The organism is Psychrobacter maritimus (genome assembly GCF_904846345.1).
Taxonomy (GTDB): Bacteria; Pseudomonadota; Gammaproteobacteria; order Pseudomonadales; family Moraxellaceae; genus Psychrobacter; species Psychrobacter maritimus.
This window is the reverse complement of the sequence record NZ_CAJHAJ010000003.1, coordinates 213,034-232,806: the sequence shown is the minus strand read 5'-3', so window position 1 is coordinate 232,806 and position 19,773 is coordinate 213,034. Positions and strand designations below refer to the sequence as shown.

Genomic DNA, 19,773 nt, shown 5'->3' with positions numbered 1-19,773 from the left:
CGTTTTAAAAGACATTTTTTAAGACGACATCTTTTGAAACGACATGATTGAAGAATAAAGGCTGCTTTTTCTACTAATATTTGGAGCACAGATCCATGAAAATTCGTTCGCAAGTCGGCATGGTGCTTAACCTTGATAAATGTATCGGTTGTCACACCTGCTCAGTCACCTGTAAAAACGTCTGGACCAGCCGTGAAGGTATGGAATATGCGTGGTTTAACAACGTTGAGTCAAAACCCGGTATCGGCTACCCCAAAGAGTGGGAAAACCAAACCAAATGGAAAGGCGGCTGGATACGTAATGCCAACGGCACCATCAATCCGCGCATCGGTGGTAAATTCAGAGTATTGGCCAATATCTTTGCCAACCCTGACTTGCCAGAGATTGATGATTATTACGAACCGTTTGATTTCGATTATCAGCATCTACATACCGCCCCTATCAGCAACCATCAGCCTATTGCTCGCCCGCGCTCAGCCATCACCGGCAAACGTATGCAAAAGATTGAATGGGGCCCTAACTGGGAAGAAATCCTCGGCTCAGAGTTTGAAAAACGTCGCAAAGATAAGAACTTCGACAACATTCAAGCTGAGATTTATGGCGAGTACGAAAACACCTTTATGATGTATTTGCCGCGTCTATGCGAGCATTGCTTGAACCCTACGTGCGTCGCATCATGCCCAAGTGGCGCGATTTATAAGCGTGAAGAAGATGGCATCGTCTTGATTGACCAAGAAAAATGTCGCGGCTGGCGCATGTGTATCTCAGGCTGCCCTTATAAGAAAATTTACTATAACTGGAAATCGGGGAAATCTGAAAAATGTATTTTCTGTTATCCGCGTATTGAAGCAGGCTTGCCGACAGTTTGCTCAGAAACCTGTGTTGGTCGTATCCGCTACTTGGGCGTACTGCTTTATGACGCAGACAAAATCGCCGAAGCGGCAAGCACGCCTAACGAGCAAGACCTTTATCAAGCGCAGTTGGACGTATTCTTAGACCCTAATGACCCTGCCGTTATCGCCCAAGCGTTAAAAGACGGCGTCCCGCAATCGGTGATTGATTCAGCGCAGCGCTCACCAGTTTATAAGCTGGCGATGGATTGGAAACTTGCGCTACCGCTACACCCTGAGTACCGCACGCTGCCTATGGTGTGGTATGTACCGCCGTTATCACCGATTCAAAACGCTGCTGAAGCGGGTAAAGTCGGTATGGATGGTTTGATTCCAGATGTCGACAGCTTACGTATTCCACTGCGCTATCTTGCCAATATGCTTACCGCAGGTGATGAAGAGCCAGTACGTTTGGCATTAAAACGCCTACTTGCTATGCGTAGCTACAAGCGTATGCAACTGGTTGAAAAACAAGAAGTCCAAAGTATTTTGGATGATGTTGGTTTGACCAAGCTACAAGTTGAGGAGATGTATCGCTACTTAGCTATTGCCAATTACGAAGACCGCTTTGTGATTCCAACCACCCATCGTGAAGAAGCCTTAAGTGATGCCTTTGCTGAGCGTAATGGTTGCGGCTTTACCTTTGGCGAGGGCTGTTCAGGACATTCTGACAACAGTATGTTTGGCCAACGTAAAGCCAATCGCCGCGATTTCATCGATACTGTCCAAAAGTGGGAGTCATAAGATGCAAACTACTCAATTTAATAATAATACTTCGATGCATGAACCTATTACTTCATCGATGGAGTCACCAACTATCGGTAACTCGGATTTGAAGCTACTCAAGGTCTTAAGCTTACTTATCGACTATCCAAGCAATGAGCTGTTTTTAGGCGATACGCTTGCCGATTGCACCGAGATTGTCGCCAAATCAACGCTGATTAGCCCAGAAGTACGCACGCAAATCATCGACTTGATTGAAGATTTAATCGATACCGGCTCTCTTGAGGCGCAAGCGCGTTATGACGGTCTGTTTGAGCGCGGTCGTTCTTTATCATTGTGGTTGTTTGAGCATGTACATGGCGAATCGCGCGACCGTGGTCAAGCGATGGTCGATTTGATGGGTCAGTATCAAGAAGCGGGCTTTGAGATTAGCGTCAAAGAGCTGCCTGACTATCTGCCTTTATATCTCGAGTTTTTAGCCTATCAAGCAACCATTATCGAAGACGATATTCAAATTCGTATGGATATCGCTGATGTCAGCCATATCATCGCGCTGCTTGCTGCCAGATTAGAGGATCGCGGTAGCCTGTATAAAGGCTGCTTTAATGCGCTATTGCAAATCGCTGGTAAACCGCTTGAGATTGTTGAAGAGTATCAAGAAAAAATCAGCAAAGAAAAGCGCGATGACAGCTTTGAAGCGTTAGATAAAGAATGGGAAGAAGAAGTGGTGACGTTTTTGGATGCGCAACAAGAAGAGCGCTGCCCGTCACAGACGAGTACCCAAAACCTTGCGGCAAAAGCGGGCATAAAAAACGCCGCTGCTACAAATGCGGTCGATGCCCCTGTGCACTGGGTAGACTTTAAAACCAACCAACCGGTTAAACCCTAATAAGGAGAAAGGACATGAATATCGCAGATCCTAGTGTACAGTCTTTAGCCAACCTCAATTGGCTGCAAATTTTCCTTTTTGGCGTTTATCCGTACGTAGCCTTGACCATCGCTATCATCGGTACTTGGGTGCGTTTTGATTTATCTCAGTATTCATGGAAGGCAGGTTCGACCCAGATGCTCAGAACCAAAAACATGCGCCTTGCCAGCAACCTCTTCCACGTCGGTATTATCGTGGTATTGCTCGGGCATTTATTTGGCATGTTGACGCCGCATTTTCTTTATGATCGTTTTATCAGCGCGGGTCATAAGCAGATTTTAGCGGTGGTCGTCGGTGGTATCGCGGGGGTGTTTTGTTGGTTTGGCTTAGTCATGTTGATGTGGCGACGCTTTACCGATGACCGCATCTCAAACACCTCATCGTTCTCGGACAAATTGGTACTGGTGCTGTTATTCATTCAGCTGAATTTAGGGCTGCTGTCCATCTTTACCTCAGTAAAGCATTTAGATGGCTACACCATGATGAATCTGGCAGGCTGGGCACAGGATATCACCGTTTTAAGACCTTGGCAGGCAGCAGCACGTATTGAGCAAACTGACTTGATTTATCAGCTACATATGGCGCTTGGTATCACCCTGATTGCGATATTCCCATTCACACGGCTTATTCATATTATCAGCGCACCAATCTGGTATTTCGGTCGCCGTTACCAGATTGTCAGAGAGAAACGTTCGCAATAGAAACGTTGCCAATAGAAATAGCCACAATAGCGATACAGCATTGATGTTTGGATGAAGTTACGATACTATAAGATTCATTTTTAATGAATCTTATAGAAACCACTCAATTATTAGACGGTTAAATGCTTAATCCCAGCGCTTTTTTAACAGTTTAGTGATGGTTTTCTTAATGACAGTTGTCAGATTCATAACTTGAACTTCAATCCCAAAACTTATCAATGTGAAATATCACTAAAGGATCCACCATGGCGTCACCAAAAACCCTAGAAATCGTGAAAGCAACCGTTCCTGTACTCGAAGAACATGGAACCGCGATTACTACCGTATTTTATAAAAATATGTTTAACGAACATCCTGAACTACTGGATATTTTTAATGAAACCAACCAAAAATTAGGTCGTCAGCAAACCGCACTTGCTATGACTGTTTTGGCCGCAGCCAAGCATTTGGAAAAATTGGCGACATTATTGCCGCAAGTTACCCAAATCAGCCATAAGCATCGCGCTTTGCAAATTTTGCCAGAGCACTACCCGATTGTTGGTCATCATCTATTGGGTGCGATTAAAGAAGTACTGGGTGACGCTGCGAACGATGACATCATCAATGCTTGGACAGAAGCTTATGATGAAATCGCTTCAGTATTTATCCAAATCGAACATGGCATGTACGAGCAAGAAATGTGGTCAGGTTTTGCGCCGTTTAAAATTACCGAAAAAGCAGAAGCCGCGACTGACATTGCTGCCTTTACCGTCGTTCCCGTAAATGCTGATATTGATTTAAGCAAACTCAAATTGTCTGCTGGTCAATACATCACGGTTAAAACTGACCCAAAAGACAGTAAGCATATTGCCCTCCGTCATTATTCTTTATTTTCAGCGAATAGCGATAAAGGCATTCAGTTTGCCGTCAGACGCGACAACCGCAATGAGCATAATGGCTTAGTGTCGAACTACTTACATGACCACTTAGACGTTGGCGATACGATTTTACTATCTGCCCCTGCCGGTGATTTTGAGCTTAACCAAGAGCTAGTACAACAAAACGAAATCCCATTGGTATTGGTCAGTGCCGGTGTTGGCGTCACGCCAATTTTATCAATGTTAGAGGCGCAAGTAGCGGCCAATCCACTACGCCCTATTATTTGGGTTTATGCTTGTCAGAATAAGGAACATCATGCCTTTGACAGCAAGGTTAATGAGTTGCTTGCCGCCGCTGAAAACGTAGAAAAGCATATCTTCTACTTTGAGTCAGGGCAAATTCTAGACGAAGCATGGCTTGCTACTTTACCGAAGCCTGCCGATATTTATGTTTGTGGTTCTATGATGTTTATGGAAAGCATCATCGACGGTTTAATGACCCTCGACCATGGCGTTGATAGCGTTCATTACGAACCCTTTGGTCCGAAGATGAGCCTAGAGTTGGCTTAATATTATCAGTCTAACTAAGTATTTAAGCATTGAGTAAGATAGAAAACGAGCTCAATACTTGGTTAAAGATAATATAAAGTCAATTAGCAACAGCCATAGAGCCACCTTTAAACGCTTCATCAGTGCGTAAACAATTTAAAGGCGGCTCTATTTTTTTATTTAATTTTTGACGTAAAACTTTAATCGTATTTAACGATATTTATCATCCGATTCCTTTTATCAGAACCCTTAATGGAGCAAAAGCCATGACTGTTAGTACCTACAATCCAGCCGATCATACCAGCAACCAAAACGCTCATGCCTCTACTGCTGCCCATCATATAGCAACTGGTAATGGGGATGATATTCTGCGGGTCATGCCAACCCTATCCGACTTGCAAAAACCACATTCTGATCAAGAATTTATCGAAAAAGCGATGGCGGAAGAACGCAGCAACCATAAAAACCTGATTGCCTCTAGCCGTGATGAGCTGCCTTCAGTGACGGTCAATGGTGTGATGATAGATAGAACCAATATCGCCCAAGAGCTGCAATATCATCCAGCGGAGAACAAAGAAGATGCGGTATTTTTAGCGACGCAAGCACTGGTGGTGCGTGAATTACTCAGACTGGCTGTTTTAGATGAGCCAAGTCTTGGTGAGACGGCATGGGAAAACGATGAAGAGCAAGCGATTTCTACTTTAATAGACAAAAACGTTCAAGCAACGATGCCAGATATGGCAACCTGTGAGCGCTATTATAGCCAGAATATTACTGATTTTAAGACCGATCCCATCATGACGGTACGCCATGTTTTATTAGCCTGCCCGCCGGAAGATGGCGATGAGCGCTTAAAGCTTAAAAAGACCGCGTACGAGTTTATCGAACAAATCAAAAATAACGCCAATCCTGATGCCGAGTTTATCCAATTGGCACGCCAGCATTCGGCTTGCCCTTCAAAAGAGCAAGGCGGCGAATTGGGGGTTATTAGCAAAGGACAAACCGTACCAGAATTTGAAAGTACGTTATTTAAGCTAGATAAAGGACTTGCCCCAAGCCCTATCGAGAGCCGTTACGGTTTTCATATCGTTGAGGTGCTCAATAAAGAATCTGGTATTCAGATGACTTATGAGCAAGTCAGCCCTGCTATTCACAATAAGCTGAGCCAGCAAGCCTTTCACCAAGCATTATGCGATTATTTGTTTACCTTAGCGAATGAGGCAGATATCGAAGGTATCGAGATGACGCTTGAGCAAGAGAATATCTTCCGCGGTTAAGCAATCCGCTGTCGGTCACTTAATTCTTATGTTATGAAATAGCTGTTATGGTATAAAGGTTCTTAAGATATAAGCCACCTCTTATGCTATGTGTCGTTCGATATCAATAACACAGTTCAATATTAATAAAATGAGTAGACGTTTATGATTACGGTTGCAGAGCTTATCTCTGAAATACAGCAGCGCATAGAAACTTATAATACCAACGACTATCCGCTCAATAAAAGAGCGGTCGCGTGCTACGACTTATTAGACAGCCGTAATCATATATTGGCAGAAGATATTGTCTCGCCTTTTGCGATACCAAGGCAAAATCTATCGGCGATGGATGGTTATGCGATTGCTAAAGACAGCGTGCTTGCAGCAGACAGCACGATTGATATCGTCGGTGAGTCACAAGCTGGCAGCTCTTATGATGGTGACATCACAGCAGGACAAGGGGTGCGCATTTTTACTGGTGCGGTCGTTCCTGATAGCTGTGATACGGTCATTATGCAAGAGAACACCAACTTTGCCGCCATAAAAGACAGCATTGATAAATCACAGCCTTATGCCATTACCCTCAGTCAAGACGCTAAACCTGATGACAATATCCGCAAGCAAGGCGAAGAGATTGAAACTGGCGAAGCGGTTTTATTAAAGGGTAAGCGCTTAAATCCTTCGGATATCAGCCTATTAGCGAATTTAGGTTTTGATAAAGTCGATGTTTATCAGCCTTTAACCGTTGGTGTACTGGCAACGGGTGATGAGCTCGTTGCAATTGGTAATGAGCTGACCAGCTTGGCGCAAATCTATAACTCCAACACCCCTACTTTGAAAAGCTTACTCGCTGATTTGCCCGTCACTATTCGTGATTATGGCATCATTGCTGATGATTTAGACAAAACCACCACTGCCGTAACCCAAGCGATGCAAGAGTGCGACGTCCTTATCTCTACGGCTGGCGTATCGGTTGGCGATTATGACTTTTTAACCACGGTCATTGAACAGCTTGGGCAAATTAATCATTATAAAGTGGCGATGAAACCCGGTAAACCGTTTGTGTTTGGCGAGCTAACGCAAAATCTTGCCAAGCCGGTATTATATTTTGGCTTACCCGGTAATCCGCTATCGACCGTCGTTGGCAGCTTGCAATTTGTCATTCCAGCCTTATGGCAGATGGCAGGCGCTGCGCCACAAGAGCGCCCCATGCCGCTCAGCCTAACCGCAACGCTTAAAAACGATATTAAAAAATCAGCAGGACGGATGGATTTCCAAAGGGGAATTGTATCGCAGAATGACGCTGGCGAATTTCACGTTGAGAGCTTTAGCAAGCAACAATCGCACCGTATCAAACAGCTTAGCCACGCCAATTGCTTTATTGTCTTGGCGCAAGATTCTGGCAATATAGCTGCCGGTGAAACCGTAAAAGTGCAGCCCTTCCCTTGGTTGCATAGCTGAATAACAGCTAAACAACCGCTAAATAATTGAATCATTAATAACGGTATAGTTAAAAATTTGCATGGCTAATCAACAGTATAAAGAGTTACACAGTTAATAACTCTTTATACTGTTGATTAGCCATGAATCATGAGAAACTGCTTAGGGCGTATCTTGATTTTAAAAACCATAACCAATGAGCATCTACTACTTTGGTGGTAGTTTTCAGCTCACTTATGGTGAATGGTTATTTGCTAGCAAGCTGTCATAATCGTATTTAAATGGATTTCCCACTCACAACCTGAGGCAACGCCTAAAAGTACACACTATACTTAATATTAATGGTAATCATCTATGAACCATCTTGCCCCTACCGTAGGTAATGCGCAATTGTATTCGCCTGCCGCTGCACCCGCTATTTTTGATGGTGACTCATCGAAAACTGCTATCACGTCGACGTATTCTCCGGCCACGCTCTCTCAACCATTAACCGATGGTTTCGCACGACGTCTCACCTATTTGCGTCTATCGATTACTGATTTCTGTAATTTCCGCTGTGAATATTGCCTACCAGATGGCTATCAAGGTAAACCACCACAAAATGAGCTCAGTGTTACTGAAATTGCTACCTTAGTCCGCGGCTTTGCCCAAGTCGGTACTAAAAAAGTCAGAATTACTGGCGGTGAACCCTCTATACGCCGTGACGTGGTCGACATTATTAAAACCATCAAAAACACCGAAGGCATTGAAACGGTTGCCATGACCAGTAATGGTTATAAGCTTGGCAAACATCTAGCTAACTGGCAAGCCGCTGGACTGAATCAGCTGAATATCAGTATGGACAGCTTTGATGCCGCGACATTCCATAAGATGACTGGCTTTGACATGTTGCCCCAGCTCTTGGCTGATATGGATACTTTACTGGCAACCACAGATATTAAGCTAAAGATTAACAGTATTTTAATGGCTGAAACCGCCTTTGAAAATCTAATGAATGCCATCGACTATGTCAAAGACAGAGCGGTTACTTATCGCTTTATTGAATTTATGCAGACCAGTGACAACAGCGATTTGTTTTTTGCCCAGCATGCACAGTCCGATATCATTACCAATTATTTAATTAAACACGGCTGGCAAACCCATATACGTGGCAGCAACGACGGTCCAGCGATAGAATATAGCCATCCAGATTATCAAGGGCGTATCGGTATGATTGCCCCTTATGCTGCTCATTTTTGTGATAGCTGCAATCGTTTGCGGGTAAGTAGTCAAGGCAAGGTGCATCTGTGTCTATTCGACCAAGGTAACTACGATATTCGTCAGTATCTCGAACAAGACGATGTGGCAGGGCTGGTTAATACCCTGCATAGCTTTATGCCGATTAAACCTGAGCATCATCATCTTCACGAATCAAACAGTGGCATGATGAATAACTTGTCGATGATTGGCGGTTGATTTATTAATAATAAAAACTTTTATTTTCACAGCAAGCGTATTTATTAAGGAATATCCATGAGTAAGCTGCAAGCCCCCTTTACCCCGCTTAATATCGCTATTTTAACGGTTTCTGACAGTCGTACTATTGCAGAAGATACCTCAGGGCAATATTTGGTTGACCAACTGACCGCCGCAGGGCACCAACTTGCCGATCGTCAGCTGATTATTGATGATATTTATAAAATTAGAGCCGTCATCAGTAACTGGATTGCCGACCCAAATGTGCACGCTATTATCACCACTGGTGGTACCGGTTTTTATATTAGAGACAGCATGCCAGAGGCGGTTGGCGTCTTATTTGATAAATCAGTCGATGGTTTTGGTGAAATGTTCCGCTTAATCTCAAAAGATGATATCGGTATGTCGACTATCCAATCTCGCGCCGTGGCTGGCATGGCAAATGGTACGGGTATTTTTTGCCTACCCGGTTCATCAGGTGCTTGCCGCACTGCTTGGGAAGGTATCTTACAAGAGCAGCTCGATAGCCGCACACGTCCTTGTAATTTTGTCCCGCACTTTATGCGCACCAATCCAGGTCACGATTAATTCATGCTTGAAGTTGCAGATAGCTTAATCAAAGCAGATGGATTCAATCATTTAGCAGGTATCGTAATTTTGGCAGGCGGCGCCTCCAAACGTATGGGGTCGCCAAAAGCTGAGCTTATCTTACCAACAGGTGAGCGTTTGCTTGATTATCATGTCAGACAAGCGCTTGAATTAAGTGCCGCGATGATGAGTAATATGCCTATCATGCTTGCCGATAACGGACGTGGTTTTAGCGTTAATGCAGATTTGCCTAAGAAAGAAGCGCAGTCGCCAATCTTTCATATTAGGGATTATCTTTCTGCTAACACTTTTTCTAGCAAAAATATATCTGGCAAAAATCTTTCTAATAAAGATGACAAATCGATTAAAACCGGCGGTGCGTTGGTAGCGATTGAAGCAGCACTGCAATCATTAAAGAGTTTGGCAAGGTCAAACCAATTAACAAAAGACGCAAGCTGGCAGCAATCTTGGCTGCTGGTCATTAGTTGTGATAGTTTGATTCCTATCACCGATTTATGGCAAAAACTGCAACCTTATATCACGCAAGCTGACGGTAAATCTGTCATTTGCCTGACCGATGACAGTCATTTATATCCATTGTTAGGTCTATACCGCTTGGATATGGAGCCTGATTTAAAGCGTTATATTGCCGATGAGCAGCGGCAAGTAATGAAGTTTATTAAGCCGATTGTGCAGCCTGTAGCTTTCGTGAAAAAGTGGCAGAATTTAACCAATTTCAATACGCCTAAAGATTTTGCAAGTGCTTGTTTAGCCTTAAACAACTTATAAAAAGGTTTATTTAAAGGTTTAGTTAAAGAAATTAACTTTAAGAAAAACTGGCCATTTAAGAGAAATAAAGAATGAATAGCGACAGTCAAAAAAACAGTAATCCACCAAGCAAGCAGCCAAGCAAGCAAGCAACCAATCAATCTGGCTTATCCCATTTAGACAGCGACGGTGATATTACCATGGTCGATGTAAGTGGCAAAACGGCGAGCACCAGAAAAGCACATGCAAGCGGACAAGTGGTTTTTCCTGCAGACATTTATACGCAAATCAAAGCCGCGGACGGTATGACCAAAAAAGGCAGCATCACCCAAACTGCTCATATCGCTGGCATTATGGCTGCCAAACGCACCCATGACCTGATTCCACTTTGCCATCCTCTGCCCTTAGATAAAATCAGCTTAAGCTTTGCATACGATGATGCAAAGCATAGCATTACCGTGACTGCCACGGTTAAAGTTACTCATAAAACTGGGGTGGAAATGGAAGCATTAACCGCTGTTAGCGTCGCCTGCTTAACCATTTATGATATGACCAAAGCCATCTCGCATGACATTGTGATTGATAATATCCATCTCATGAAAAAAACCGGCGGTAAGTCCGACTATCAACATGCTTAAATTGGCTTTATGAATACCATCTACAAAAAGCTTAGTAATGAATAAATAATGGAGATTTCTATGAGCACTTTAGTAGAAAGCAATACAAATTCAGAGATAGATGCCTTGATGAATATTAACGTCTTATATTTTGCCAGCTTAGCCGATGAAGCCAATTGTCATGAAGAAAAAATCAAGGTGCCACAGTCGACTTCACTAACAGAGCTATATGAGCAGCTGCGCCAAAAGCATCGCTTTAGTCGCCCGCAGTCAGAGCTGCGCGTGGCGGTAAATGATTATTTTGCCAAGTGGACGGATGAGATTTATGACGGCGATAGCGTGGTTTTTATCACCCCAGTGGCTGGTGGTTAATTTAAAATAGCTTTTTATTAACCTATTCCTTTATCAACCCACTTCCTTATAAGCAGCGTTACTTTTCGCGATGCTTCAAAGTTAAAAACCTCGTTATACAATATTGTTAAATAATAGGCAGAAAAAATGACAGACAATGTACATGGGCAGTCGATGAGCATCAAGCGTAGCATCGATGAGGCGTATCTCATCGCTGAACGTGATGGTTTTGCACTTTTAGATACCGATATTGATGAAAGTCGGCTTAAAAGCACCCTTGATGATGACAGCTGCGGCGCGTTTGTATGCTTTGAGGGCCGCGTTCGCAATCATAATAATGCCAGTAGCGTCAATCGTTTGACCTATTATGGTTATGAAGACCTTGCCATCAATCAAGGTCGCGCCATTATTAAAGAAGCCAAAAAGCGCTTTGAGATTACCCATGCGATTGCTATCCATCGTATCGGCGCGCTAGAGATTGGTGATGTCGCCGTTTGGGTTGGCGTCGTCTCAGCGCATCGCTACCCTGCTTTTGATGCTTGCCGCTGGATATTGGATACCATCAAAGCCGATATTCCAGTTTGGAAGCAAGAATATTACCAAGATGACTCTTCAAAATGGCTTAGCAATAACGGTTAAAAATGCGCTTCAAATAACTGCTCAAGGCGATAGCTAACCTTTAGCAATAACAGTGAGCAATAATGGCGAGCAATAATAGGAAGGTTCCATAATAATGACTAAAATAATAACCTCAGCTTGCTTAGCATTAATGCTAACTGCTTGTAGCAAAGAGCAAACCACTCAGCCTATCCAATCAGATGTCGACGACACCACTGAGCAGAATCAAACGCTGCGTATCGCTGCTGCTGCCAACTTATCTGATGTATTGCCTGAGATTATAGCCGCTTATAAAACGGATAAAAACTTGCCTGCACAAGAGATTGAGGTGACCTATGCCTCTTCAGGTAAGCTATATGCGCAAATTATCTCTGGCGCACCTTACGATATATTTTTATCTGCCAATCAAGAATTTCCTGCCAAACTTGCCAAAGAAAAATTAGATAACGCAAAATCTGCTGACAAAACAACTTATCAGCCGTTTACCTATACCCAAGGCCAACTGGCACTGTATAGCACGACTAAATCTCTACAAGGACTCAACCCTACTGCCTTAAATGAGTTATTGACGATGGGTTCTGATAGTAAAATCACCATTGCCAATCCAGAACTTGCCCCTTATGGCCAGTCAGCACAAGCGTATCTACAAGCGCAAAATATCTTTGACACGCTCACTGAGCAAAATCGTATTATACAAGCTGAAAATATCGGGCAAGCGTTTCAATATGCGCATACTGGCAATGTCGATTATGGCTTTGTCGCCCAATCACAGCTGACGGCGATTAAAGCCACGCCTGAGCAGTTTTATACATTAGCACCAGAGTCTTATCCAACTATTTTGCAAGATGGAATAGTGCTTAGTGATGCTACTGCTGCGACAGATTTTTCCAACTATCTGCGCGCGCCTGCTGGACAGCAGTATTTTTCTAAAGCCGGCTATCTTGTGGTTGACCGATAAGGCTTTGTGGATTGACGGATTGACGGATTGACGGATTGATTAATAAATTAAATACATGCGTTTATTGATACACTTGCAAATAAAGTGATTAAGTAGACGGTTAGGATAAATGAAACGGTTAGCATGGACTAAGCCAGTTGATAAGTGACGCTATGATTGCTCAATCTCTGATAGTAGACATGCTAAGCCCCGTTTGGGTAAGTATCAAGCTTGCTGCTATCACCACCTTATGCTTACTGGTGTTCGCTACTCCTGTGGCCTATTGGCTTGCCAAACCCAGCCGTGGGCAAACGGTATCTCGTCTTAAAGTTCTACTGATGGGCATCATTGCCATGCCGCTGGTCTTACCGCCTACCGTGATTGGTTTTTATTTATTATTACTGCTAAGCCCCAGCGTTGGTATTGGTAAATGGCTTATCGAGCACAACATCAGCCCCTTGGTTTTTACCTTTGAAGGACTGGTTATCGGCTCTATTATTTACTCCTTACCCTTCTATATTCAGCCCGTTTACGCCCAGTTTTTACGTATTCCAGCAAGCGTGATGGAAGTGGCGCATTTATTAGAACCCAGCCGTCTTAGACGTTTTATAAGAGTCGCCCTACCACAGGCGCGTATTGGTATTATTTTGGGCAGTTTAATCAGCTTTGCTCATACGATTGGCGAGTTTGGCGTCGTGCTTATGATAGGCGGCAGCATTTCAGGTGAGACAAAGGTTGTCTCTATTGCTATCTACGAGCAAGTAGAAGCGCTAAATTATGAGGCGGCGCACATGATGTCGGGGATTCTTATCATTATGGGTATTATTATGGTGGCGCTGATTGCTAGTGTCAGCCGGCTCAATCAACGTCCATAACCATTTAATTAATCAATTAACTCAACTCATCAATTAATAACGAATCAAATTTCTCATGTCAAAAATCAAACTTCTGGATTACTGGTCTTTTTCGCCAAATCCAACTCGGTTGCATAAGCAAATAAAGCCGGTGCACCGCCAGTATGCCAAAATAAAACACTATCGGTTTCTTTGATTTTCCCCGTACGAATCATATCTATGAGCCCGCCCATCGCGCGACCGGTATAAACAGGATCTACCAATATTCCCTCCGTTTGGGCAGTCATGGCAATCGCTTCATTTTCTAATGCACCCACCACGCCATAACCTTCACCAACATAATCTGAGTTAAGAATCAAATCTGACGCGGTAAATTCACAATCTGCGCCGATTAATTTTGCCGTGCTATTGGCAAGCGCCAGTGTATATTGATCAAAAGAGACTTTATCGGTTTCGCCTTTATCAATATTGATGGCCACGATTTGATAAGGTGAGTTAAAGATTTTGTTACCAAGCATCAAACCTGCCTGCGTGCCGCCAGAGCTCGACGCAAACACGATATGCGTCAAGGAGATGCCTATGCTTTGACGCTGCAACTCTAGCTCTTTAAACGCTTCTACAAAGGCTAACGCACCTTGCTCACTTGAGCCACCGTACGGCACCACATAAACTTTTTTGCCTTGGCTGGTTAATTGCTCAACGATGCGAGGAATATCTTCACCTTTACGATTGGCGCCCGCCCAGTGAATATGACAACCGAATAGCTTATCTAGCAACAGATTGCCACTTGCCAGCGCCGGCTCTTCGCCGCCCAAGACTAAATGACATTCCAGCCCTAAGCTTGCCGCCGCCGCTGCTGTCTGACGACAATGGTTTGACTGTATCGCGCCTGCGGTGATAATCGTATCAGCACCTTTGGCAAGCGCATCACCAAGGATAAATTCAAGCTTGCGGGTTTTGTTGCCACCCAATGCCAGTCCCGTATTGTCATCTCTTTTCATATAAATTTTGGGACCGCCCAAGGCGTTACTTAATCGTTTCAGCTCAATTAGCGGGGTTGGGAAGAAACCTAACGGCTCTCTAGGTAGGTGGTTATAGTCCATATTTTATTTTATCCCTATTATATTATTTATCTAAAATTTGCATATTGGCACAGCCACAAAAGCAGAGTGAGCTGTGCTGTCTGCTACCTTAAAGCCAGTATAAAACTTAACATGGAAAACAGGCGATATTTCTTATTCGATTAATCATCAACAATGAATAGGATTAACAAAATAATGAGTGGGCTTTTAATGAAAAGTATATAAAAAACCATCAGACACAAAAAAACCTCAAGCAAACTAATACTTGAGGTTGAAACTTTTGTATTAAAACTAAGTTTTAAATATGGCGCAGCGGACGGGACTCGAACCCGCGACCCCCGGCGTGACAGGCTAGACACAACAAACTATCTTAAACACCCTTAATATATATTAACACCCAAAGCCTTACTAGCAAAAGGTTTAGTCTAAAATATAGCAATGACCTTTAGCGTCTATTAAAGCCTTTTACCGAGTATACATAATCATTTTTGGTCGCATTAATGTATTATTTTTAATACAGAACTATAAAATTAATGTATTAAAAATAATACTACCCTTTTTTAAGAAGTTGAAACTACCTTCTTATTATCAATCATCTTTACTGTCAATCATAATTACTAATCCATCTTATAAAGCGATAAATCACACCTAGTAACTAAGTGTTGTGGTCGATTAATTTAGGATCTCTGATATTACAAATTTATCGATGATATTCATCTACTGTGGCTTATGAGATATCTACTATTTTTAAGTTTATATAGGCGACTCACTTAATATGGGTTTGACAATATGGAAATCAATCCAACCGAATTAAGTATTCAAAGGCCTTCAAGTATCTAAAGGCCTTTTCTATTTGAGGTAAATTATTGATTACAACTCTATTGCGAGACGTTAGCAAGTGAGTATCAAAGTAATTATTGCTGAAAAACATGAATCACTATTCTCAAGCTGGTGGCGTACCTTCGGCGTTGGATACGACAGTATCGATCTGGATTAACGCATTCATAGGAATAGCGGCGACGCCAATCACAGTTCTTGCTGGCAGATCACTACTAAAGTAGGTCTTGTAGACATTGTTTACTGCATCGACATCTGTAATGTCTTTGAGTTGGATGGTCATTTTTACCACATCATCCATGACATGGTCGATACTTTCTACAATGGCTTTAACATTTTCTAAGCACTGCTTGGTCTGCGCTTTGATATCACCATCGATTAGTTTGCCCGTTTCAGGATTGATAGGTAATTGACCTGAGAGGTGATTGTAATGAGAGAAGGCTACCGTTTGTGTTGATAATGGGTTTTTAGGCGCTTTATCCGTATTGTTAGCTTCAATAGTGATGCCATGTTTATCTTCAACAGCTTGTGGCGGCGTGCCATTTCCATGAGACACGATAGCATCAATCTGTACCAAAGCATCCAACTGTAAATCTGATGCTATAACCATCGTCAGTGCTGGTAAATAGGCAGCGCTTCCATCACTGATTGACTCTGGAAAGAATTCTTTATAAACATCATTTACCACGTCCACATCAGCAATATTCTTTAAAAAGATATTTACTTTGACAATTTCATGGAGAGGAACGTCGATACTTTCTAAAATCGCTTTGATATTTTGTAGGCATTGCTGCGTCTGCTCTTTGATACCACCAGCGACCAGCTCACCAGTTTCAATATCTACAGGCAGTTGCGCTGAGATATTGTTGTAATGAGAAAAAGCGATCGTATGCGGCGATACTGAATCCTTGTGTACTTTTTCATTGTTTTTTGGCACTTTTACCAGCTCAACGGGTGCTTGCGGATAAGTACCTTCACCGTTTGAGATTACAGCGTCCATTTGTACTAGAGCATTTTCCATGGGTAGTGCTGCTACTGCTATGACCGTCCGTGTCGGCAGATAGCCTTGAAAAAATGCGGGATAAATTGTATCTATATCTTTAATATCTTCGATGTTTTTTAAAAATATATTAATTTTGATTACATCATTCATGTCATGATCGATGCTTTCTACAATGGTTTTGATGTTTTTTAAGCACTGCGCGGCTTGTACTTTTATATCGTTCGCGACCAAATCACCAGTGGTAATATTGACAGGTAATTGCGCTGAGATATAATTGTAATGTGAAAAAGCAACAGTTTGGGTAGATAGTAAGTTTTGTGGGGCAATGTCCGTGTTTCTTGATACTTTTATGATAGTGTCATTAATAGCATGATTAATAGTGTCGTTCATATCGGTATTCCCTATTTGATATGTGTTTTTATATAAGTCTCAGTTTGATGAAGTTTTATCGTGTTCTATAAAAAGCTAGTTGTGGAACAAGACGAGAAAATTAAACTCAAAAAGCCGCAAGAAATCTGTGCGGCTTTTTAGATTTATCATGATAACTGGGTTGCAGCACTAGTAGAGACTAGCTAGTGAAGATCAGCTAGTAGCGATTAGCCAGCAGCCAATACCCCACCAATGATAGCAACCACGCCGCCTAATGCACGAGTAATACGGTTATCGGCTTTGAGCATCGCTGTGCCTAGACCGCGACCAACAAAGGTAATGGCTAAAGTTGCGACAACGAAGCCGGCCATATAAAGCAGTAAGCTTGAACCTTGGGTCATCTCAGTTCCGTGAGCATAACCGTGGGCGACCATAAACAGCGCAACCAAAGTGCCGCCAACAGCCGTCGGCAGTTTTGCGAGCGTCGCGATTAGTACACCGACTAGCAATACTGACATAGCGATACCTGTCTCTATTCCAGCCAAACTGACACCAGCCCAAGCAAGACCTGCGCCCGCTATCATGCCGCCGACGACGAATAAAGGCGTGCCACGTTTCATCGTGGTGTTTTGGCGAATACTCCAAAAACCAATCGCACCCATGGCTAATAAGTGGTCAAGACCCATCATTGGATGCAGTAAACCGCTCAGAAAACCATTGCTCACGTGCTCGCCATGGCCAGGGTGGGCAATGGCTAAAGTGGCCGTCAGCATCAGCCCGATGGTCATTAATAGCTTCGCCACTGGCAACTTAGTCATTTTATTCATGGTGTTCTCCCTCTGTTCTTTTTGTTTATTGTTAACTGGTATATAACTGTTATTTATATCTTACTTGTACTATAAAGGCGTATCAGCACTGGCAGTAAAGCACTGATAACAAGGCACTGATAATTAAGCATCAGCCCTTAGCTTGCCAGGACGACGCTCAGGTAACATGCCCTGCTTTAAAATAAAGCTAATGATTTCTTCTACGCCCACACCGTCATACAAGTTGGTGAATATAAAAGGACGCTCGCCGCGCATTTTTTTCGAGTCACGTTCCATCACATCTAGGGAGGCATGTACATATTCAGCGATGTCAATTTTATTGATAATTAGCAAGTCTGATTTGGTGATACCTGGGCCGCCTTTACGAGGGATTTTGTCACCAGCAGCGACGTCGATGACGTATAGGGTTAAATCAGAAAGCTCTGGGCTAAAGGTCGCCGCTAGGTTATCGCCGCCAGATTCTACTAACACCAGCTCTAGATTAGGATGACGCGTTTGCAAATCATCGATTGCGGCCAGATTCATAGAAGCATCTTCTCGGATAGCAGTGTGCGGACAACCGCCCGTTTCCACACCAAGAATACGATCAGCAGGCAAGGCGTCGTGCTTAAGTAAAAAATCAGCATCTTCACGGGTGTAGATATCATTGGTGACCACGGCAATGTCGTAGTGATCTTTTAAAGCGCTACATAACTGGCGCAACAAGGCCGTTTTTCCAGAACCAACGGGCCCACCGACACCTATTCTTAAACAATGTTTCATGGCTATCTTTCCTTATATATTAGTAAAAGCTGTTATAAAATCGAAGCTGTTATAAAATTAAAGCGATCGTAAAATAGAAACGGTTGCAAAATAAAAATGATTAGCTTCTGAATAATCTTGAATATTGGGTTTCGTGTTGAGCACTACCGAGTGCTAACCCCGGTAAAATCGGACCTAACTGCTCATCAGTTAATGCCAGCGCAGTATCAACGGCAGCGACCAGTTGCGGGCGCAATTGCTCGTTCAAACGTTGCGCAGCGGTATGACCTAATGGCATCGCTTTACATGCGACCGCCAGTTGGTTTTCCAGCCAGCCCCAAGCAAAGCCGAGTAGACTTTGGCGTATAGGCACTTGGCGTTGATGAGCGGTCCAAGCAAAAACGGTCACATAACCAGGCTCTTCTGGTAGCTTGGCATGACCTAACGCTGTCTGCGGCTGCAACTCTAAACTGTTGAGCAAACGCATCAATGCTTGGCCCAAACGTGTGTCTTCATCGCTGAGCTCAGCGGTCTCGCGATTGGCATGTATCCAGTCATTCCAAAAAGCAAGCCCTTCACTGTCAGCATGCTCCCAGCAGGTTTGCAAACGTGCCAATACCGGTAATTCGCAGCGCGACATACCATCGTCAAGTACGCCCTCTAACCACTCACCAAGCTCAGCCTCATTACATACCCAGCCTAGCTCAAATGCACTCTCTAGGCCTTGCGACCAAGCGAATGCACCGATTGGCAATGCAGGGCTAATCAGTTGCATCAGTCCCAGCAGCGCCAAATCGCTGGTTGCCTTTGGCTGTGCGTCAGTGTGCATGGTTATGGTCGTCATTATGGGAATGTCCATGGGCATGATTGTGTTTGTGAGAATGCTCATCTGCATGTTCATGTGCATGAGAGTGTTCACGGCCAGCTTGCGCATAAGCACCAGATTCGGGATCGAATGGCGCTTGGTGATGACTCAAGGTTGCGCCCAACAGAACCGCCAACTCTTCTAATACATGATCTGGCGGGAACCGCACCCAATGACGCCCATCTTTATCACTCCCAAGGGCGAGCGATACATGACGATTACCTAAGTGATAACCAAGTCGTCCCAATGCTAAACCGCCCTTAACATAAGCGGTAGTGACTGGCTCATCAGCGGCACATACTTGGATGATCTCGCCGCTGCTCGCTTGTAATAAATCACCATGACGCAGTACCGGACCACGATCAAGGAACAAGCCAACATCGAGGCCGCTATCTGTCACCGCTTTTAGACGGCCACGTATGCGTAGCTCATAAGGTAAAGTCAGGGTGTCGTGTACATCGACCTGAGTGCTGCCGTCGATTCTTTTTATTAATTCAAGCATATTGATATCCTTGCA

At 43.5% G+C, this 19,773-nt stretch carries 20 protein-coding genes; 14 read left to right on the top strand and 6 right to left on the bottom strand.

The features are described 5' to 3' along the window. Positions 1-95: 95 nt before the first annotated feature. From narH to modB, 14 genes are all read left to right on the top strand, one after another. A complete protein-coding gene (gene narH / locus JMX50_RS06110) occupies positions 96-1,634 on the top strand; it encodes a nitrate reductase subunit beta (protein WP_201628839.1) in 1,539 nt (512 codons plus the stop codon). A gap of 58 nt (positions 1,635-1,692) precedes the next feature. After that, positions 1,693-2,502, top strand: a complete 810-nt coding sequence (narJ, locus tag JMX50_RS06105) for a nitrate reductase molybdenum cofactor assembly chaperone (protein ID WP_227670948.1) — start codon at positions 1,693-1,695, stop codon at positions 2,500-2,502. 14 nt (positions 2,503-2,516) lie between these two features. Beyond that, positions 2,517-3,242 (top strand): respiratory nitrate reductase subunit gamma, encoded by a 726-nt coding sequence (gene narI / locus JMX50_RS06100; RefSeq protein ID WP_201562832.1) that lies wholly within the window; start codon positions 2,517-2,519, stop codon positions 3,240-3,242. A 245-nt stretch (positions 3,243-3,487) separates the two neighbouring features. Beyond that, positions 3,488-4,669 carry a globin domain-containing protein gene (locus JMX50_RS06095; protein WP_201618815.1) on the top strand — a complete coding sequence of 394 codons (1,182 nt, stop codon included), beginning with the start codon at positions 3,488-3,490 and terminating at the stop codon, positions 4,667-4,669. Between the two features lie 245 nt (positions 4,670-4,914). Next, the gene (locus JMX50_RS06090) at positions 4,915-5,925 is read left to right on the top strand and encodes a peptidylprolyl isomerase (RefSeq protein ID WP_201628837.1); all 1,011 of its coding nucleotides are present in this window, start codon (positions 4,915-4,917) and stop codon (positions 5,923-5,925) included. A 144-nt stretch (positions 5,926-6,069) separates the two neighbouring features. Then, the gene (gene glp / locus JMX50_RS06085; RefSeq protein WP_201628836.1) at positions 6,070-7,365 is read left to right on the top strand and encodes a gephyrin-like molybdotransferase Glp; all 1,296 of its coding nucleotides are present in this window, start codon (positions 6,070-6,072) and stop codon (positions 7,363-7,365) included. 333 nt (positions 7,366-7,698) lie between these two features. Continuing rightward, the gene (gene moaA, locus JMX50_RS06080) at positions 7,699-8,799 is read left to right on the top strand and encodes a GTP 3',8-cyclase MoaA (RefSeq protein ID WP_201628835.1); all 1,101 of its coding nucleotides are present in this window, start codon (positions 7,699-7,701) and stop codon (positions 8,797-8,799) included. A 57-nt stretch (positions 8,800-8,856) separates the two neighbouring features. Then, entirely contained in the window at positions 8,857-9,387 is a 531-nt protein-coding gene (gene moaB, locus JMX50_RS06075) for a molybdenum cofactor biosynthesis protein B (protein WP_087814488.1), read from the top strand. 3 nt (positions 9,388-9,390) lie between these two features. Then, positions 9,391-10,176, top strand: a complete 786-nt coding sequence (locus JMX50_RS06070) for a molybdenum cofactor guanylyltransferase (RefSeq protein ID WP_201628834.1) — start codon at positions 9,391-9,393, stop codon at positions 10,174-10,176. Between the two features lie 71 nt (positions 10,177-10,247). Further along, a complete protein-coding gene (moaC, locus tag JMX50_RS06065; RefSeq protein WP_201628833.1) occupies positions 10,248-10,793 on the top strand; it encodes a cyclic pyranopterin monophosphate synthase MoaC in 546 nt (181 codons plus the stop codon). A 60-nt stretch (positions 10,794-10,853) separates the two neighbouring features. After that, complete coding sequence (locus tag JMX50_RS06060) at positions 10,854-11,144, top strand: MoaD/ThiS family protein (protein WP_055125092.1); 291 nt, start codon at positions 10,854-10,856, stop codon at positions 11,142-11,144. A 126-nt stretch (positions 11,145-11,270) separates the two neighbouring features. Continuing rightward, positions 11,271-11,762, top strand: coding sequence for a molybdenum cofactor biosynthesis protein MoaE (locus JMX50_RS06055; protein WP_201628832.1), 492 nt, complete (start codon positions 11,271-11,273; stop codon positions 11,760-11,762). Positions 11,763-11,856: 94 nt separating this feature from the next. Beyond that, a complete protein-coding gene (gene modA, locus JMX50_RS06050; protein WP_201628831.1) occupies positions 11,857-12,699 on the top strand; it encodes a molybdate ABC transporter substrate-binding protein in 843 nt (280 codons plus the stop codon). Positions 12,700-12,851: 152 nt separating this feature from the next. Then, positions 12,852-13,553, top strand: a complete 702-nt coding sequence (gene modB, locus JMX50_RS06045; RefSeq protein ID WP_201628830.1) for a molybdate ABC transporter permease subunit — start codon at positions 12,852-12,854, stop codon at positions 13,551-13,553. 65 nt (positions 13,554-13,618) lie between these two features. Here modB and JMX50_RS06040 read toward each other — a convergent pair whose 3' ends face one another. From JMX50_RS06040 to ureE, 6 genes are all read right to left on the bottom strand, one after another. Then, positions 13,619-14,635 carry a D-cysteine desulfhydrase family protein gene (locus JMX50_RS06040; RefSeq protein ID WP_201628829.1) on the bottom strand — a complete coding sequence of 339 codons (1,017 nt, stop codon included), beginning with the start codon at positions 14,633-14,635 and terminating at the stop codon, positions 13,619-13,621. 922 nt (positions 14,636-15,557) lie between these two features. Next, positions 15,558-16,844 carry a RidA family protein gene (locus JMX50_RS06035; RefSeq protein ID WP_265088588.1) on the bottom strand — a complete coding sequence of 429 codons (1,287 nt, stop codon included), beginning with the start codon at positions 16,842-16,844 and terminating at the stop codon, positions 15,558-15,560. 206 nt (positions 16,845-17,050) lie between these two features. Next, positions 17,051-17,650 carry a HupE/UreJ family protein gene (locus tag JMX50_RS06030; RefSeq protein ID WP_201628828.1) on the bottom strand — a complete coding sequence of 200 codons (600 nt, stop codon included), beginning with the start codon at positions 17,648-17,650 and terminating at the stop codon, positions 17,051-17,053. Positions 17,651-17,773: 123 nt separating this feature from the next. Then, positions 17,774-18,412 carry an urease accessory protein UreG gene (ureG, locus tag JMX50_RS06025; protein WP_201628827.1) on the bottom strand — a complete coding sequence of 213 codons (639 nt, stop codon included), beginning with the start codon at positions 18,410-18,412 and terminating at the stop codon, positions 17,774-17,776. Positions 18,413-18,512: 100 nt separating this feature from the next. Further along, positions 18,513-19,235 carry an urease accessory protein UreF gene (locus tag JMX50_RS06020; protein ID WP_265088587.1) on the bottom strand — a complete coding sequence of 241 codons (723 nt, stop codon included), beginning with the start codon at positions 19,233-19,235 and terminating at the stop codon, positions 18,513-18,515. Then, complete coding sequence (gene ureE / locus JMX50_RS06015) at positions 19,210-19,758, bottom strand: urease accessory protein UreE (RefSeq protein WP_201628826.1); 549 nt, start codon at positions 19,756-19,758, stop codon at positions 19,210-19,212. Before ureE ends, JMX50_RS06020 begins: the two co-directional genes overlap by 26 nt. Positions 19,759-19,773: the final 15 nt, after the last annotated feature.

Excerpts from the sequence above, each read along its gene's own strand:
- narH (WP_201628839.1), top strand. The coding sequence starts at position 96 with ATGAAAATTCGTTCGCAAGTCGGCATGGTGCTTAACCTTGATAAATGT.
- narJ (WP_227670948.1), top strand. The coding sequence starts at position 1,693 with ATGGAGTCACCAACTATCGGTAACTCGGATTTGAAGCTACTCAAGGTC.
- narI (WP_201562832.1), top strand. The coding sequence starts at position 2,517 with ATGAATATCGCAGATCCTAGTGTACAGTCTTTAGCCAACCTCAATTGG.
- JMX50_RS06095 (WP_201618815.1), top strand. The coding sequence starts at position 3,488 with ATGGCGTCACCAAAAACCCTAGAAATCGTGAAAGCAACCGTTCCTGTA.
- JMX50_RS06090 (WP_201628837.1), top strand. The coding sequence starts at position 4,915 with ATGACTGTTAGTACCTACAATCCAGCCGATCATACCAGCAACCAAAAC.
- glp (WP_201628836.1), top strand. The coding sequence starts at position 6,070 with ATGATTACGGTTGCAGAGCTTATCTCTGAAATACAGCAGCGCATAGAA.
- moaA (WP_201628835.1), top strand. The coding sequence starts at position 7,699 with ATGAACCATCTTGCCCCTACCGTAGGTAATGCGCAATTGTATTCGCCT.
- moaB (WP_087814488.1), top strand. The coding sequence starts at position 8,857 with ATGAGTAAGCTGCAAGCCCCCTTTACCCCGCTTAATATCGCTATTTTA.
- JMX50_RS06070 (WP_201628834.1), top strand. The coding sequence starts at position 9,391 with ATGCTTGAAGTTGCAGATAGCTTAATCAAAGCAGATGGATTCAATCAT.
- moaC (WP_201628833.1), top strand. The coding sequence starts at position 10,248 with ATGAATAGCGACAGTCAAAAAAACAGTAATCCACCAAGCAAGCAGCCA.
- JMX50_RS06060 (WP_055125092.1), top strand. The coding sequence starts at position 10,854 with ATGAGCACTTTAGTAGAAAGCAATACAAATTCAGAGATAGATGCCTTG.
- JMX50_RS06055 (WP_201628832.1), top strand. The coding sequence starts at position 11,271 with ATGACAGACAATGTACATGGGCAGTCGATGAGCATCAAGCGTAGCATC.
- modA (WP_201628831.1), top strand. The coding sequence starts at position 11,857 with ATGACTAAAATAATAACCTCAGCTTGCTTAGCATTAATGCTAACTGCT.
- modB (WP_201628830.1), top strand. The coding sequence starts at position 12,852 with ATGATTGCTCAATCTCTGATAGTAGACATGCTAAGCCCCGTTTGGGTA.
- JMX50_RS06040 (WP_201628829.1), bottom strand. The coding sequence starts at position 14,635 with ATGGACTATAACCACCTACCTAGAGAGCCGTTAGGTTTCTTCCCAACC.
- JMX50_RS06035 (WP_265088588.1), bottom strand. The coding sequence starts at position 16,844 with ATGAACGACACTATTAATCATGCTATTAATGACACTATCATAAAAGTA.
- JMX50_RS06030 (WP_201628828.1), bottom strand. The coding sequence starts at position 17,650 with ATGAATAAAATGACTAAGTTGCCAGTGGCGAAGCTATTAATGACCATC.
- ureG (WP_201628827.1), bottom strand. The coding sequence starts at position 18,412 with ATGAAACATTGTTTAAGAATAGGTGTCGGTGGGCCCGTTGGTTCTGGA.
- JMX50_RS06020 (WP_265088587.1), bottom strand. The coding sequence starts at position 19,235 with ATGACGACCATAACCATGCACACTGACGCACAGCCAAAGGCAACCAGC.
- ureE (WP_201628826.1), bottom strand. The coding sequence starts at position 19,758 with ATGCTTGAATTAATAAAAAGAATCGACGGCAGCACTCAGGTCGATGTA.